This is a genomic window from Pseudomonas sp. MPC6, from assembly GCF_006094435.1.
Taxonomy (GTDB): domain Bacteria; phylum Pseudomonadota; class Gammaproteobacteria; order Pseudomonadales; family Pseudomonadaceae; genus Aquipseudomonas.
The window spans coordinates 2,888,084-2,902,457 of record NZ_CP034783.1 but is presented as its reverse complement, the minus strand read 5'-3'; the positions used below and the strand labels follow the sequence as shown (position 1 = coordinate 2,902,457).

9 protein-coding genes are annotated in these 14,374 nt (G+C 61.6%); 7 read left to right on the top strand and 2 right to left on the bottom strand.

Annotated elements, in window-relative coordinates; translation table 11 throughout:
* Positions 1 to 6 precede the first annotated feature (6 nt).
* Together ELQ88_RS15580 and ELQ88_RS15575 are read left to right on the top strand one after the other, a co-directional pair.
* Positions 7 to 492: an adenosine-specific kinase gene (locus ELQ88_RS15580; RefSeq protein ID WP_128870390.1), complete on the top strand. Its 486-nt coding sequence runs from the start codon at positions 7 to 9 to the stop codon at positions 490 to 492.
* A 311-nt stretch (positions 493 to 803) separates the two neighbouring features.
* Positions 804 to 4,925 (top strand): bifunctional nitrate reductase/sulfite reductase flavoprotein subunit alpha, encoded by a 4,122-nt coding sequence (locus ELQ88_RS15575; RefSeq protein ID WP_138966132.1) that lies wholly within the window; start codon positions 804 to 806, stop codon positions 4,923 to 4,925.
* 27 nt (positions 4,926 to 4,952) lie between these two features.
* Here ELQ88_RS15575 and ELQ88_RS15570 read toward each other — a convergent pair whose 3' ends face one another.
* The gene (locus ELQ88_RS15570; RefSeq protein ID WP_138966130.1) at positions 4,953 to 5,573 is read right to left on the bottom strand and encodes a cell wall hydrolase; all 621 of its coding nucleotides are present in this window, start codon (positions 5,571 to 5,573) and stop codon (positions 4,953 to 4,955) included.
* A gap of 142 nt (positions 5,574 to 5,715) precedes the next feature.
* On the opposite strand from ELQ88_RS15570, the gene ELQ88_RS15565 reads away from it, so the two are divergent.
* The 3 genes from ELQ88_RS15565 to ELQ88_RS15555 all read left to right on the top strand — a co-directional run bounded on the left by ELQ88_RS15565 (position 5,716) and on the right by ELQ88_RS15555 (position 10,689).
* Positions 5,716 to 6,567 carry a CAP domain-containing protein gene (locus ELQ88_RS15565; RefSeq protein WP_128870388.1) on the top strand — a complete coding sequence of 284 codons (852 nt, stop codon included), beginning with the start codon at positions 5,716 to 5,718 and terminating at the stop codon, positions 6,565 to 6,567.
* A gap of 303 nt (positions 6,568 to 6,870) precedes the next feature.
* Positions 6,871 to 7,770 (top strand): bestrophin family protein, encoded by a 900-nt coding sequence (locus tag ELQ88_RS15560; protein WP_128870387.1) that lies wholly within the window; start codon positions 6,871 to 6,873, stop codon positions 7,768 to 7,770.
* A 477-nt stretch (positions 7,771 to 8,247) separates the two neighbouring features.
* Positions 8,248 to 10,689, top strand: a complete 2,442-nt coding sequence (locus tag ELQ88_RS15555; protein ID WP_138966128.1) for a hypothetical protein — start codon at positions 8,248 to 8,250, stop codon at positions 10,687 to 10,689.
* A 5-nt stretch (positions 10,690 to 10,694) separates the two neighbouring features.
* Here ELQ88_RS15555 and ELQ88_RS15550 read toward each other — a convergent pair whose 3' ends face one another.
* Positions 10,695 to 11,573: a LysR family transcriptional regulator gene (locus ELQ88_RS15550; protein WP_138966126.1), complete on the bottom strand. Its 879-nt coding sequence runs from the start codon at positions 11,571 to 11,573 to the stop codon at positions 10,695 to 10,697.
* Between the two features lie 99 nt (positions 11,574 to 11,672).
* On the opposite strand from ELQ88_RS15550, the gene ELQ88_RS15545 reads away from it, so the two are divergent.
* Positions 11,673 to 12,842 carry a mandelate racemase/muconate lactonizing enzyme family protein gene (locus tag ELQ88_RS15545; protein ID WP_138966124.1) on the top strand — a complete coding sequence of 390 codons (1,170 nt, stop codon included), beginning with the start codon at positions 11,673 to 11,675 and terminating at the stop codon, positions 12,840 to 12,842.
* Between the two features lie 100 nt (positions 12,843 to 12,942).
* Complete coding sequence (dctA, locus tag ELQ88_RS15540; protein WP_138966122.1) at positions 12,943 to 14,250, top strand: C4-dicarboxylate transporter DctA; 1,308 nt, start codon at positions 12,943 to 12,945, stop codon at positions 14,248 to 14,250.
* Positions 14,251 to 14,374 lie beyond the last annotated feature (124 nt).

Sequence of the window (14,374 nt, the reverse complement as noted above, 5' to 3'; positions counted from 1 at the left end):
CTTGATATGCAACTCATCACCGTGAAAATCGACAAACCCGAAGCGATCAATTTCATCTTTGGGCAGACGCACTTCATCAAGTCCGTCGAAGACATCCACGAAGCGCTGGTCAATGCCGTGCCCGGTATCCAGTTTGGCGTGGCCTTTTGCGAAGCCTCCGGCAAATGCCTGGTGCGCTGGTCCGGCACCGATCCGGCCATGATCGAACTGGCCCAACGCAATGCGCAAGCCATCGCTGCCGGCCACAGCTTCATCATTTTCCTCGGTGACGGTTTCTATCCGCTGAACGTATTGAACACGCTCAAGATGGTGCCAGAGGTGTGCCGGATTTTTTGTGCAACGGCCAACCCGACCGAAGTGATGCTCGCGGAGACGGACCAGGGGCGAGCCATTCTGGGCGTCGTCGATGGCTTCTGTGCCAAGGGCATTGAAGGCGAGGAAGACATCCTGTGGCGCAAGGACCTGTTGCGGCAGATCGGCTACAAACTTTGACCGGCTGGAACAGCGCCGCGCACGGAATCCATCAGTCTGGCGGCGCTCGCCTCGTGCTGGTGCACATGGACTGAAAGTCGCTATATAAAAGTGCAAATAGCCCCTGCCTTCTAACCTTCTATTGCCTGCAAAGCCGCTAAAAACGAGCCCTGCATGTTCTGGCCCGCTGCTTGCAATCACCTGACACGCAGTCAACGCTGATTGCGCATATACGACAAAGGCGCCGTGTAGCCCCCGTTTCGACGGAGGGTCACATGGCGCCTTTTTTGTTTCCGGACCGGTCAGGTGCGGCAGAGAATCGAGGGGCGAGGATGGCAAACAAGACCGTACGCAGTGTATGTCCCTATTGTGGAGTGGGCTGCGGCATCGTCATGCAGGTCGAAGGCAACCAGGTCGTCAAGATCGCCGGTGACAAGACCCATCCAACCAACTTCGGTCGCCTGTGCACCAAAGGCAATACCTGCGGCCAGGCCATCGCCCAGTCGGGCCGGATGGAAAACGCCTACCTGCGCCAGGAGCGCAATCGCGACCCGGTACGGATCGACATGGACAAGGCCATCAGCGAGACGGCCAGAAGATTGCGCGAGATCCTCGATACCCACGGCCCCGACGCCCTGGCGTTCTACGTGTCCGGACAGATGTCGCTGGAAGCCCAGTACCTGGTCAACAAGCTGGCCAAGGGTTTTGTCCGCACCAACAACATCGAATCCAACTCGCGCCTGTGCATGGCCAGCGCGGGCAGTGGTTACAAGCTGTCGCTCGGATCGGACGGGCCGCCGGGTTCCTATCAAGACTTCGATCGCTCGGACCTGTTCTTCGTCATCGGTGCCAACATGGCCGACTGTCATCCGATCCTGTTCCTGCGCATGATGGATCGGGTCAAGGCCGGGGCGAAGCTGATCGTGGTCGATCCGCGGCGCAGCGCCACGGCGGACAAGGCCAGTCTGTTCATGCAGATCAAGCCTGGTACCGACCTGGCCCTGCTCAATGGCCTGCTGCACCTGCTGGTGAAAAACGGCCATACCAACCCGGACTTCATCGCGGCGTTCACCGAAGGCTGGGACGCCATGCCCGAGTTCCTCGAAGACTATCCACCGCAGACAGTCGCGCAGCTCACCGGCATCCCCGAGGCGGACATCCGTCAGGCCGCCGAATGGATCGGCCAGGCCGCCGAGTGGATGAGTTGCTGGACCATGGGCCTCAATCAAAGCACCCACGGCACCTGGAACACCAATGCCCTGTGCAACCTGCACCTGGCCACCGGGGCGATCTGCCGGCCGGGCAGCGGGCCGTTTTCCCTGACCGGGCAACCGAATGCCATGGGCGGCCGCGAAATGGGTTACATGGGCCCCGGTTTGCCGGGGCAGCGTTCGGTGCTGGTCGAGGCCGATCGGGTATTCATCGAAGACCTGTGGGACATCCCGCGCGATAGCCTGCCCCGTGAGGTCGGCGGTGGCACCGTGGCGATGTTCGAGCAGATGGGCGCCGGCCAGATAAAAGCCTGCTGGATCATCTGCACCAACCCGGTCGCCAGCGTCCCCAACCGCCAGAAAGTGATTGAAGGCTTGCAGGCCGCCGAACTGGTGATCACCCAGGATGCCTTCCTCGACACCGAGACCAACCGCTACGCCGACATCCTCCTGCCGGGTGCGCTCTGGGCCGAGGCCGAAGGGGTGATGATCAACTCCGAACGCAACCTGACGCTGATGCAGAAAGCCGTCGAGCCGCCCGGCGAGACGCTGCCCGACTGGCAGATCATCGCTCGGGTGGCGTGCGAAATGGGTTTTGCGCAGGCCTTCACCTACGCCTCCTCCTGCGAGGTGTTTGAAGAGATCAAGCGTGCCTGGAATCCCAAGACCGGTTATGACATCCGTGGTGCGAGTTATGCGCGCCTGCGGGAAAAACCGCTGCAGTGGCCCTGCGCTTCGGGCGATGGCGCCGACCGCAATCCGATTCGCTACCTGAACACCGGCGTGAGCCAGACGCTCAAGATCGAGGCCGATGGCAGCCAACCCGCCATCGTATTCGCCACTGAACGCGGCAAGGGCATATTCCTCGCCCGTCCGCACATGCCGCCGGCGGAAATGCCGGACAAGCAATTCCCCTTCGTCCTCAACACCGGTCGCTTGCAACACCAATGGCACACCCTGACCAAGACCGGCAAGGTGGCGACGCTGAACAAGCTCAATCCCGGGCCATTCGTTGAAATCCATCCGGAAGACGCCGCCAGCTTTGGCATCAAAGACAAGGATCATGTCGAGGTCCGTTCACTGCGTGGCCGCGCCGTGTTGCCGGCGGTGGTGACCGACCGGGTTCGCCCGGGCAATTGTTTTGCGCCCTTCCACTGGAACGATGTGTTTGGCGAAAACCTGGCGATCAATGCCGTGACCAACGATGCCGTCGACCCGATTTCCCTGCAGCCGGAATTCAAGTTCTGCGCGGTCGCCCTGCAACGGGTCGAACTGATCGAGCACGCGTTTCTCGAAGTGCCAGCGCCCACCGCCGTCGACCTCCCCCCAGCTTCGTCTTTGAAAGAGGAACTTCCCATGTCGTGCATCGAGGCCTTCGCCGATCTCGCCGGCATCAGCAACCTGCCGTCCCCGCCACTGAACGAGAACGAGCGCACCTACCTCGCCGGTTTTCTCAGTGGCCTGCAATCCCCCGCGGGTCGGCAGGTGGGCGGCGTTCCTGTCCTGCCGCCCACCGCCCCCCTGGCCAACGGCACTCGGCTGTGGCTTGACGGCGTTTTGGGCGGGCTATTCAGCCGAGTCGAGTCGGGAATGCCACGCTTGAGCAGCAGCACTGAACCTGCGGCCCCCTCGACGGCAGGCACCAAACCTGCAGTGACGCTGTTGTGGGCCTCGCAAACCGGCAACGCCGAAGCCCTCGCCGAGCGTTTTGCCACGCGTTTGCGCGACGGCGGTGTAGCCGTGGAGCTGAGCGCGATGGCCGACTTTCCAGCGAGCAAACTGGCAAGCACCGACAATCTGGCCCTGATCAGCAGCACCTTTGGTGACGGCGATCCGCCAGACAATGGCGAAGGCTTCTGGAACACCTTGAGTACCGCCGAGACGCGTCTGGAGTCGCTACGCTTTGCGGTTCTGGCGTTAGGCGACCCCAATTACGACCAGTTCTGCCAGCACGGCAAGAAACTCGATCAGCGTCTGCAGGAGTTGGGTGCGACACGGCTACTGGAGCGCGTCGACTGCGATACGGAATTCGAGGAGCGGGCGGATGCCTGGCTGGCCGAATTCCAACGAACCTTGCTACCCGCGCAGTCGGTGACCGTCGGGCCGACACAGAATGCGGTCGTCAACCCAATCCAGGCACCCGACAAGGCCAATCCTTATGCATCGCGGCTGCTGGTCAACCTTCGGCTGAACAACCAGAGCGCAAACAAGGAAACCCGCCTGTTTTCCCTGGCCCTGGCCGATTCCGGACTGAACTACGAGGCGGGTGACGCCATGGGCGTCTGGCCGCGCAACTGCCCGGAACTGGTGGGTGAGTTGCTCGATCTGACTGGCCTGGGTGCCGACACCACGGTGAATGTCGACAAGCTCGGTGAAGTCCCGTTACATCAGGCGCTGACCGAACACTTTGAAATCGCCCGTCCCAACAGCGACACCCTGGCGTTCATCGCCGAACGCAGCACCAACCCGGCGCTGAAACAGCTGCTGGGCAGTGAACGCAAGGCCGAGTTGAAAGACTGGCTCTGGGGCCGGCAACTGGCGGACGTATTACAGGAATTTCCGCTCGATTGTTCGGCCAGCGAACTGTTGGCCACGCTCAAGCGCCTGCAACCACGACTGTATTCAATCGCCTCCAGCCCCAAGGCGCACCCGCATGAAGTCCATCTGACCGTGGCGGCCGTCCGTTATGGCAAGCGTAAAGGCGTGTCTTCGACCTTCCTCGCCGATCGCGCAGAGAACGGTGAGGTCCCGGTCTTCGTCCAGCCATCGAAGCACTTCCGCGCACCGGCCGATGGCAACCTGCCGATGATCATGATCGGCCCCGGCACGGGCGTGGCGCCGTTTCGGGCGTTCCTGCAGGAGCGCCGCGCGCGGGGGGACCAGGGTCGCAACTGGCTGTTCTTCGGTGAGCAGCATGCCGCCAGCGATTTCTACTATCGCGAAGAATTGGAGGGTATGCAGCGTGATGGCCTGCTCAACCAACTCAGCCTGGCCTTTTCTCGCGATCAACCGGAGAAAATCTACGTGCAGGATCGAATCCGCGAGCAAGGTGCCGACCTGTGGCGCTGGCTCCAGGAAGGTGCGCAGCTGTACATCTGTGGCGATGCCAGCCGCATGGCCAAGGATGTCGACCAGGCCTTGCGCCAGGTTGCACAAAGCCATGGTGGACTGAGCGCCGACAGCGCAGCTGACTACTGGCGCCAGCTGAGCGAACAGAAACGCTACCTGCGGGATGTTTATTGACTAACGACTATAGCGCTCGACAAGCCCCTACTTCGCGTCCCCATCATGGGGCTTGTAAAACCGGAACAAGCCGATATCCGCCGTCCTGATGTACTCCCTGGCCCAATCCGGCTTCACCGTGCGGTCGTGGAAATACAGCGCGCCGTGGGTGCGATCCGGCAGTTGCTTGTTCAACGCCTTGCGCGCAATTTCCTTGGCGAGTGCGTAAGGCACTTCTTCCTGGACCGAATCGGGGCGCCCGTCACACCACCATGAGAACTGGCAGCTCCTGGTTTCGGAGCCTTGCTTGACCACACCGCACACCGTATCCGGAAAGCCCCCGTGGCCCAGTCGGTTCATCACGACATTGGCCACCGCTTCCATGTCGGCGGAATCCTTGCCTTTGGCTTCCCAATAAATCGAACGGGCCAGGCAGGTGATCGCATCGTCCAGCGGCGCGGAACCGGCAGGGTCAACGGCCTGAACTTCTGACTGGGTGATGGCTGCGGCCTTGGGCGCGGGCGTTGGACTGCTGTTCTCTGCAGCTTTTTGCTCGAGCACCTCGGCCTTGTTCTCGGCCGCTTGTTGTTTTTGCTGTTGATCTGCGGCGAAGGCGGGACCGGCAAGCAGCATCATGGCAACGCAGGTGGCAATCCAGTGGAGGCGCATGATCGAAATGACTCGGTGGGCAGTATCGCTTCAGTGTAGTAGTGAAATGATAGCAATCCCACCACGGCAATCTGAAAAATCCGTTGCCTTCGAGGGGGCAATTTCGCGCATTATGGCGGCAGTCCGTTCAAGGAGGATTTCCATGCGCTTCATTTCACCCGTCAGCTGTCTCGCCACGTTAACACTGGGTCTGTTGTGCGCCATGAACGCGCTGGCGGCCGACGAGAAACAGCTGATCGACTCGATCAATACCTACCGCAGCCAATCGCAGCCGTGCGCGGGTCAGGCTTCACCGGAGTTGCCACCGCTGGCGGGCGATCCACGGCTGGCGCTGTCCGCCACCAGCTTCGGCAATCTGCAGCAGGCATTGGCCACGGCGGGGTATCCGATGGTCAATGTGCAGGCGATCAGCTTGTCCGGTCCCCGTGATGCGCAGGCGGCCATGACGGCGATTCGCGAGAGTTTCTGCCAGGTGGTGCTGGACCCGCAATTCGTCGACATCGGCGTGAGCCGCCAGGACCGTGAATGGCGCATCGTGCTCGCCCGTCCGCTGTTGAGCGGGCGCCTCGGCGATTGGCAGGCGGAAGGTCAGAAGTTGCTGGCCGAACTCAATGTTGCCCGCAGCCGGGCACGCCAGTGCGGTACGCAAGCCTTTGCCGCCACCACGCCATTGGCCTGGAACGCCACGCTGGCCACAGCGGCCGAGACTCACTCGCGCTCGATGGCCAACAACAACTACTTCGATCACAAGGACCGCGATGGCCGCACACCGGGTGACCGGGCGGAGCTGGCCGGCTACAGCGGTCAACAGATCGGCGAGAACATCGCGGCCGGGCAGGATACCGTGCGCAAGGTGGTCGATGGCTGGGTGTCCAGCCCCGGTCACTGCGCAAACCTGATGAACCCGGGCTTCCAGGAATTGGGCGCGGCCTATGCGGTGGATCCGAAGAGTGATTCGGGGATCTACTGGACGGCGATGTTCGGTACGCCATAAACACCCGGATATCCACACCCCCCTGTGGGAGCGAGCCTGCTCGCGATGGACTCAAGAGCGGCGCGTTCATCCAGACAGCACGCGTTATCGTTGTCGTCTATCGCGAGCAAGCTCGCTCCCACAAAGACTGGCTCCACATGGGGCCGGGCCAGTTTTACAACGAGTGCCCGTCATAGACCCCGTCGATCAACCGGTCATAACCAGTGATTTGACGCTCTGCCACGCTGCACTTAGCCTGCGCACACCACCATCCGTGAACAGCGCAGTCCCCGTCCAGGTGGACGCCTGCGCAGGTAGCCCGTCATGATCGTCAGACCCAAACCCAACCTGATCCACATCCTGAGTGCGCTCAAGGGCTCGATCGCCAAGCGGATAGCCTTGCGCAGCCTGATGGTGACATTGCTGGCCTGCGTCATCGTGCTCGTCGAAACCCTGCACCCCAGCTACTTTGCCAAGGTCAACGCCACGCCGTTCACCTTGCTGGGCTTGTCCCTGTCGATTTTCATGAGCTTTCGCAACAACGCCTGCTACGACCGCTGGTATGAAGCGCGAAAAGCCTGGGGCGAAATGATCGTCGGAATCCGCTCGATGATTCGTGAAACCCAGGCCATCAAGAACGCGAACGAACGGCAGATCATCCTGCGTAACCTGTGCGGTTTCGCCAATGCGCTCAACGCCAGATTGCGTTCGGAAAAGGAACTGGATGCCGCGTGTGACTGGCTTGAACCCATGCCCACGGGCAACGTGCCCGATCTCAGCGGACGCATTCTGATCGAGGTCGGCCAACAGTGTTCGACACTCGCCGAGTCGGGGGCGATCAGTGAGTGGCGCTATACGTTGATGGCCAACCACCTGACCGACCTGACCCGCTCCCAGGCCGTCTGCGAACGAATCAAACACACGCCCCTGCCCTTTGCCTACACCCTGTTGCTGCACAGAACCACCTACCTTTTCTGCATTTTGCTGCCCTTCGCCATGGCCGAGCCGCTGGGTTGGCTGGCGCCGGTGTTCACCGCGATCGTCAGCTACACCTTCTTCGGCCTGGATGCGATCGGCGATGAACTGGAGGACCCCTTCGGCCGTGACGAAAACGACCTGCCCACCGATGCCATGGTGCGCACCATCGAACGGGACGTGCTGGCGGCGCTGGGGGCAACGCAACTTCCCCCGGCCCTGGAGCCGGTGGATTATGTGTTGCGCTGATGTCGATCAGCCCCAGTCATCAATTCTGTCGATCATTCAAATCATGCAGGCGAATTTTTTATTCTTCCCCGCACCGGGCAAGATGGTGCCGATTCGACTATCGCGGAAGAACGCTGCATGAATCTCAATTTTGCCTTTGCCTGCATGATCGTGGTCTCGTTTGCCATTGCACTGGGTCACAGCTGATGGACGCCAGATGAACAGGCTGCGTTAACCCGCTAGCACAATGCTGTGACCGAGCAACCCGAGCAGCGATGCGCCAAGCGGGCCGTTCGTCTCATCGGGTTTGCGCTGTCTTTGATTCGCAACCTTACTGCTAGGGTGGCACGGCGGCATCAGGATTCGGCGCCCCTGTACAGGCGGCCGTGCACAGAATCGTGGGGGTTCGACTTTCTGTGCATCGAGGAAGATCGGCACGGCAGTCGCGTTCTGCGGTCTAGGCTGTGAAAACGGGCGCCGTGTCTGCCGGAGAACGCCATGCGCCCGTACGCCATCCTGACACTGCTTGTTGCACTGTGGGCCTTGTGTCAGCTGTGGCTTGTGGTTCTCCGCAAAATTCGACGCAAGGCGGCCGATCGTCGAGAACCAAAGACGCAGACCGGCAGCCTGACAGTACTGAAGCGCGTCCGACATCTATCGTGGATAGGGGCCATCATCGTTGGCGCCCTGATCGTGCTCATCCAGGCCTGCCGCTCCCTGGCCACAAGCTCGCGCGTCGTATCCCAGGCAGTCCTTGACCCGGCACAGTCAATCTATGGGGTCATCCGCGAAATCGGCCAATACGGCATACTGCTGGGCATCCTCGGTTTACTCGGCGTCGTCCTTTCGTTGTATTTTGCGGCGCGCCAGGCACCCTTGCAGTCCAGCGAACAATCGGGCGAAGACCAAGGCAGGGTGAGAAAACCTCGGCCTTATGTCACCACCGCCCTGCTCATTCTTTCCCTGATTGGCTGGTGCGCCAAACCCCTGGCCGACAACATGCAGCTGATGGTCAACAACCTTCGGATGAATGCGGCCGATCAACACGCGCAACGGGACATGGACGCAGCACTGTCCGCCATTCCTCCGTTAGATAAGCCCAACGCCGACCCCGTCGATCCGGATCCTGCCGCCCCCGCCGTCCAGGCCGCCACCCGGCTTTTCGTACGGGCAGCCCTCAGTGATATGACCCGCAGCACGGCCTTTGAGCAATGGGTGCAAGTCACACGTTCAAACCACAACGACGCCGAATTTGTCCGCGCCGCCTTGATCGGTCAGCGTCTCGAAGTGTCCGACTCTGCCGACAGCGCGACGAAAGTCCGGCGAGAGGTCGCAGCGACGCTCGGCGACGCCATCGAAGACAAGGCAGGCATTGTCAAGGCACAACAACAGATCGAACAGGCGATAGCCCCCTCTGTCGCGCGCCTTAAACAGCAAAACCCGCAGCGCTTTGCAACATTGAACGCAGTGCTCGAACAGCGCTACGGCACCCCGCTCGCCCCCCTGGATGCCCAGGGAAAACTGATTGCACAAGTGCTGGACCAGGCCTTCGGGGCAGTCGAGGCCAGACCTTCGACAGAATTGGGCCGACAAGCTCAAGCACTGGTTAAACACCTGGGCAGGGATGCCGTCAGAACCTGGACGCACGCCTGGGCAAAGAACTGGGTGACCGAAGCGCTCATGAACGCTGCCCGGCCCGGTGTGCCCGCCGTGGCGGCGCGCCAGGCCTCCTTTGAAGCCACAAACGAGGATCGCAACCTGGTCAGGGCGCTGAATGCAGCCGAAGGCCAGGGCTGGACCTCAAGCCCCGAAGCCCTGCATGAAGCGAAAATCGCCGAGGCGGTCAGTTCCAAGGTCGCCGAGTTTCACCCGCTCCCGATGAAAGCAGCCTTGCAAGAACGTCTGGGTGGCTACGATCAACTATTCCCTGGGGCCACCGACTTCGAAGTGGCACCCAGTGGCGCGCGCATCCGGGAAGTATTGATCGGCCTGGACACTTACCCTGAAGGGATTGATGCCAACCAGATTCGCTGGACCCTGCAACCGGCAACAAGCGCCACCACCAAAGTCACCCTGGAGATCATGGCGAAGGGTCAATGGCTCAATCTTGGCGTTTACGATGCAGCCATCGTCAACCAGGCACTGCGCTACGCAGCGGACGGTCGAGTGGTGGCTGTGAAGAGTGCGCCCGGCGACGGGACGTTGATCAGCCGTGTGACTTACACTCATCCGGTGCTGACCGATACGCCGCTGGGCTGCCGGCTGGCAGAGGCGGATCGGCTGCTCGACACGTTCACTGCCTCCTATGCTTCCCCCGGCAAGGTGCCCGATGTAGTGGGTCCAGGCCTGCCGGATCAGTACCGGCTGGCTGAAGATCACACTCCGCAGTTTCGCGAGCGTCGAGTCTCGGCCGGACCCGACTGGGCCTGGATGAAACGCTCCCCCGATCACCTTGGAAATATCGATATTTGGGTCCACACCACCTTTTCCCTTGAGCGCGGGCAGGCTCCCCGGAAGGTGACCGGCGAAGCGAGCACCCTCGCGATGGATTCCCCTGCGCGGGGGCTCCAGCAATTGCGCCAGCGAGTAACGAACCGTTTGCCAGGTTACTTGAAAGGCCAACTGAACAGCCCTTCGTACGACGACTTCATGGCGCCGCTGGAAGACTTCGTGCTACTGCAGCGCTTCTTTCGTACCGCGTTGGCTGGGGGCCTTGGGCAAGACTTTCCGCTGATTCAGCTGATAACGCTGGAGAGCGCCACACGCAGCTTTGTCCCCTATCAGCCAACAATCCGCTGGGAAGAAGTGCCTGAGGCCAGGCTGATGGAAGTCTTGCAACAGGCCGATCCCGACGCGCAGGAAAGCTACAAGCGTTGGTATCAGGATTATTTTTTTCGATTGGCGACCAGGCAGGCGGTGTGTGATCGCGTGTCGAAATGACGTGATCAGACGCAACTCACCCCGGCCCAGAACGCCTCGGCAAACGGACTGATCGGCGCCAGTGGCCGCGTCAGGTGAATGTCCAGCGGGATATCCCAGCTTTCATCGAGGGCCCGGACCAGACGGCCATCGATCACTTCCTGTTCCGTCAGGCTCCTGGGCAGCCAGGCCACGCCTTTGTTTTCCAGCGCCATGGACATCAGCACCGCGGCGAGGTGGCTGCTGAACAACGGTTTGAGGTGCAGGAAATCTTCCTTGCCTTGCAGGCGATGCGCGACGATCCGGCCGAGCCCGGATTCCTGGGTGTAAGCCAGGTACGGCAGCGACGCCGGGGATGAGCCGAAATCGGCCGAAGCACCGGCCAGCGGAACGAGCACGTCCTCGCCGATTTTCCTGCTGACGAACTGATCCGGCGCCAGCAGCGGCGGAACGTCCGGGTGGCGATGGCACAGCAGGAACTGCACCTGGCCCTGGACCAGCATCTGCTCACAGACCACCATGCTGTCCGAATGCAGGCGCACGGCCTCGATCGGCGTGCCCTTCTCCGCACGCCGGAGCCAGCGCGGGAAGAAGGTGAAAGACAACGAATGGGTCGCCGCGAACTGCAGGGTCTTGGCGGCCATGCCCGCCACTTCCTGCGCTTCGCTGCGCATCCGGTACAGGCGCCTGGTGGCCTCCTGGGCGCTGGGCAACATCTGCTTGCCGGCTTCGGTCAACGTCGCCCCTTGCGGGGTGCGGATGAACAGTTCGACCCCCATCCAGTTCTCCAGTGACCGCACTCTGCGGCTGAAGGCCGGCTGGGTCACATGGCGGGCTTCAGCGGCGCGAACGAAGCTGCCGTACTCCGCCAACGCGGCAAAATCTTCGAGCCAGACGAGTTCCATGGGCAATGCCTCCTGAGCATAGGGCGCGGCATTAATAGCATTGGGCGGGGGTCATCGCAAAGCTTAACGTGGGGCCCTCAACAACAAGAGGACCCCGCCATGCGTATCGTCGACATCCGTGAAAAAACCGTTTCCATTGCCTCCCCCATCGCCAACGCCTACATCGATTTTTCGAAGATGACCTGCTCGGTAGTGGCGGTGATTACGGACCAGGTTCGCGACGGCAAACCCGTCATCGGCTACGGCTTCAACTCCAACGGGCGCTACGGCCAGGGCGCGCTGATGCGCGATCGTTTCCTGGCGCGCATCACCGAAGCCGATCCGGATACGCTGATCGACAAAGAGCACAACAACCTCGACCCGTTCGCCATCTGGAAAGCCCTGATGACCAACGAAAAACCAGGCGGCCACGGCGAGCGCTCGGTCGCGGTCGGCACCCTCGACATGGCGGTGTGGGACGCCGTGGCCAAGATCGAAGGCAAGCCGTTGTATCGCCTGCTGGCCGACCGTTACCGCAACGGTGTGGCCGACGACAAGGTCTGGGTCTACGCCGCCGGGGGTTACTACTACCCGGGCAAGGACGACACCAAACTGCAAGACGAAATGCGCAGCTACCTCGACCGTGGTTATGACGTGGTCAAGATGAAAATCGGCGCCGCGCCCCTGGCGGACGATATCCGCCGGATCGAGGCGGTACTCGAGGTCGTGGGTGACGGTCGGCGCCTGGCGGTCGACGCCAATGGCCGGTTCGATCAACAGACCGCGATCGCCTACGCCGAGGCGCTGAAACCGTACAACCTGTTCTGGTACGAAGAGGCCGGCGACCCGCTCGACTACGCCCTGCAGGCCGAGCTGGCGAACCACTACGAACTGCCGATGGCCACTGGCGAAAACCTGTTCTCCCACCAGGATGCGCGCAACCTGTTGCGCCACGGCGGCATGCGCCCGGATCGCGACTACGTGCAGTTCGACTGCGCCCTGTCCTACGGCCTGGTGGAGTACATGCGCACCCTGAAAGTGATGGAAGACCTGGGCTGGTCGTCGCGCCGCGTGGTGCCCCACGGTGGCCACCAGATGTCGCTGAACATCGCCGCCGGCCTGCACCTGGGCGGTAACGAATCCTATCCGGACGTGTTCCAGCCATTCGGCGGTTTTGCTGACGGGATTCGGGTGGAGAACAGCTACGTCGGGCTGCCGGACATCCCGGGGGTCGGGTTCGAAGCCAAGTCCGCGCTGTACGCCGTCATGCGCGAACTCGGCGAAGGCTGACCCGCGACGACGACGGCTGCCTTGCGCAGCCGTCGCTTGCTGGCGTCCCCGACGACGCCACGCCACATCGCCCATCACAACAATAAAATGAGGTGCATCCGTGGAAACGTCCAAGTCCCGCTGGTATGGCCAGCTGTATGTGCAAGTGCTGATCGGTATCGTGATCGGCGCCATTTTCGGTTACCTGGTGCCCGACATGGGGGCCAAGTTGCAACCCTTCGCCGACGGCTTTATCAAGCTGATCAAAATGCTCCTGGCGCCCATCATCTTCGGCACGGTGGTGGTCGGGATCGCCAAAATGGGCAGCATCAAGGAAGTCGGGCGGATCGGCGTCAAGGCGCTGATCTACTTCGAGATCCTTTCGACCATCGCCCTGGTCATCGGCCTGATCGTGGTCAACGTGATGAAGCCCGGCGTCGGCATGAACATCAACACCACCACCCTGGACGCCGGCGCGATCGGCAAGTACGCCCAGGTCGCCCAGGAACAGGGCGGCACCGTCGATTTCTTCCTCAACATCATCCCCAGTACGTTCATCGATGCGTTCGCCAAGGGCTCGATGCTGCAGGTGATCCTGCTGTCGGTGTTGATGGGCGTGGCCTTGGTGCAGATGGGCGAGACCAGCAAACCGCTGATCAACATCATCGACCTGTTCCTGCAAGGCCTGTTCAAGATCGTCGCCATGGTGATGCGCCTGGCCCCGATCGGTGCGGGCGCCGGCATGGCGTTCACCATTGGCAAATATGGCATCGGTACCTTGTGGTCGCTGGGGCATCTGCTCATTGCGCTGTATGCCACCACTCTGTTGTTCATCATCGTCGTGCTGGGGTCGGTCGCGCGATGGTCGGGCATGCCCTTGATGCTGTTCCTGCGCTACTTCAAGGACGAGATCCTGATCACCCTCGGGACCTGCTCCACCGAAGCGGTGCTGCCGCGCATGATGGTCAAGCTGGAAAAGCTCGGCTGCAAGAAATCGGTGGTGGGCATGGTGCTGCCGACCGGCTACACCTTCAACGCCGATGGCACCTGCATCTACCTGACCATGGCGGCGATCTTTGTCGCCCAGGCGACCAACACGCCACTGACGCTGATGGATCAGGCCGTATTGCTGGGCGTCATGCTGCTGACGTCGAAAGGTTCGGCCGGGGTGGCCGGCGCCGGGTTTGTCACCCTCGCCGCAACGCTGACCACCATCCATACCATCCCGCTGGTGGGCCTGGTATTGCTGCTGGGCATCGACCGATTCCTCAACGAAGCGCGGGCCGTGACCAACCTGATCGGCAACGGTATCGGCACCATCGCCATCGCCAAGTGGGACGGCTCGTTTGACGTCGCGACCTGCGAGCGTGAAATCGCTGATATGAAGGCGCAAAAGGCGGCGCGCAAGGCGCTGGCGACACAGTCGTAATCCCGTACTGAGTGGCGGGAGCCGACGCCCGCCTTCCCCCATCCTCGATACAGCCCGACATCGCCCGACGCGCTGTCGGGCATTGCCTGTTTAACGGTAACCAAACGAAGTAATGGTTTAGCGC

Coding starts and splice junctions, on each gene's coding strand:
- ELQ88_RS15570 (WP_138966130.1), bottom strand. CDS start 5,573: ATGCGCCTCCACTGGATTGCCACCTGCGTTGCCATGATGCTGCTTGCC.
- ELQ88_RS15545 (WP_138966124.1), top strand. CDS start 11,673: ATGCGTATCGTCGACATCCGTGAAAAAACCGTTTCCATTGCCTCCCCC.
- ELQ88_RS15550 (WP_138966126.1), bottom strand. CDS start 11,573: ATGGAACTCGTCTGGCTCGAAGATTTTGCCGCGTTGGCGGAGTACGGC.
- ELQ88_RS15580 (WP_128870390.1), top strand. CDS start 7: ATGCAACTCATCACCGTGAAAATCGACAAACCCGAAGCGATCAATTTC.
- ELQ88_RS15565 (WP_128870388.1), top strand. CDS start 5,716: ATGCGCTTCATTTCACCCGTCAGCTGTCTCGCCACGTTAACACTGGGT.
- ELQ88_RS15560 (WP_128870387.1), top strand. CDS start 6,871: ATGATCGTCAGACCCAAACCCAACCTGATCCACATCCTGAGTGCGCTC.
- ELQ88_RS15575 (WP_138966132.1), top strand. CDS start 804: ATGGCAAACAAGACCGTACGCAGTGTATGTCCCTATTGTGGAGTGGGC.
- ELQ88_RS15555 (WP_138966128.1), top strand. CDS start 8,248: ATGCGCCCGTACGCCATCCTGACACTGCTTGTTGCACTGTGGGCCTTG.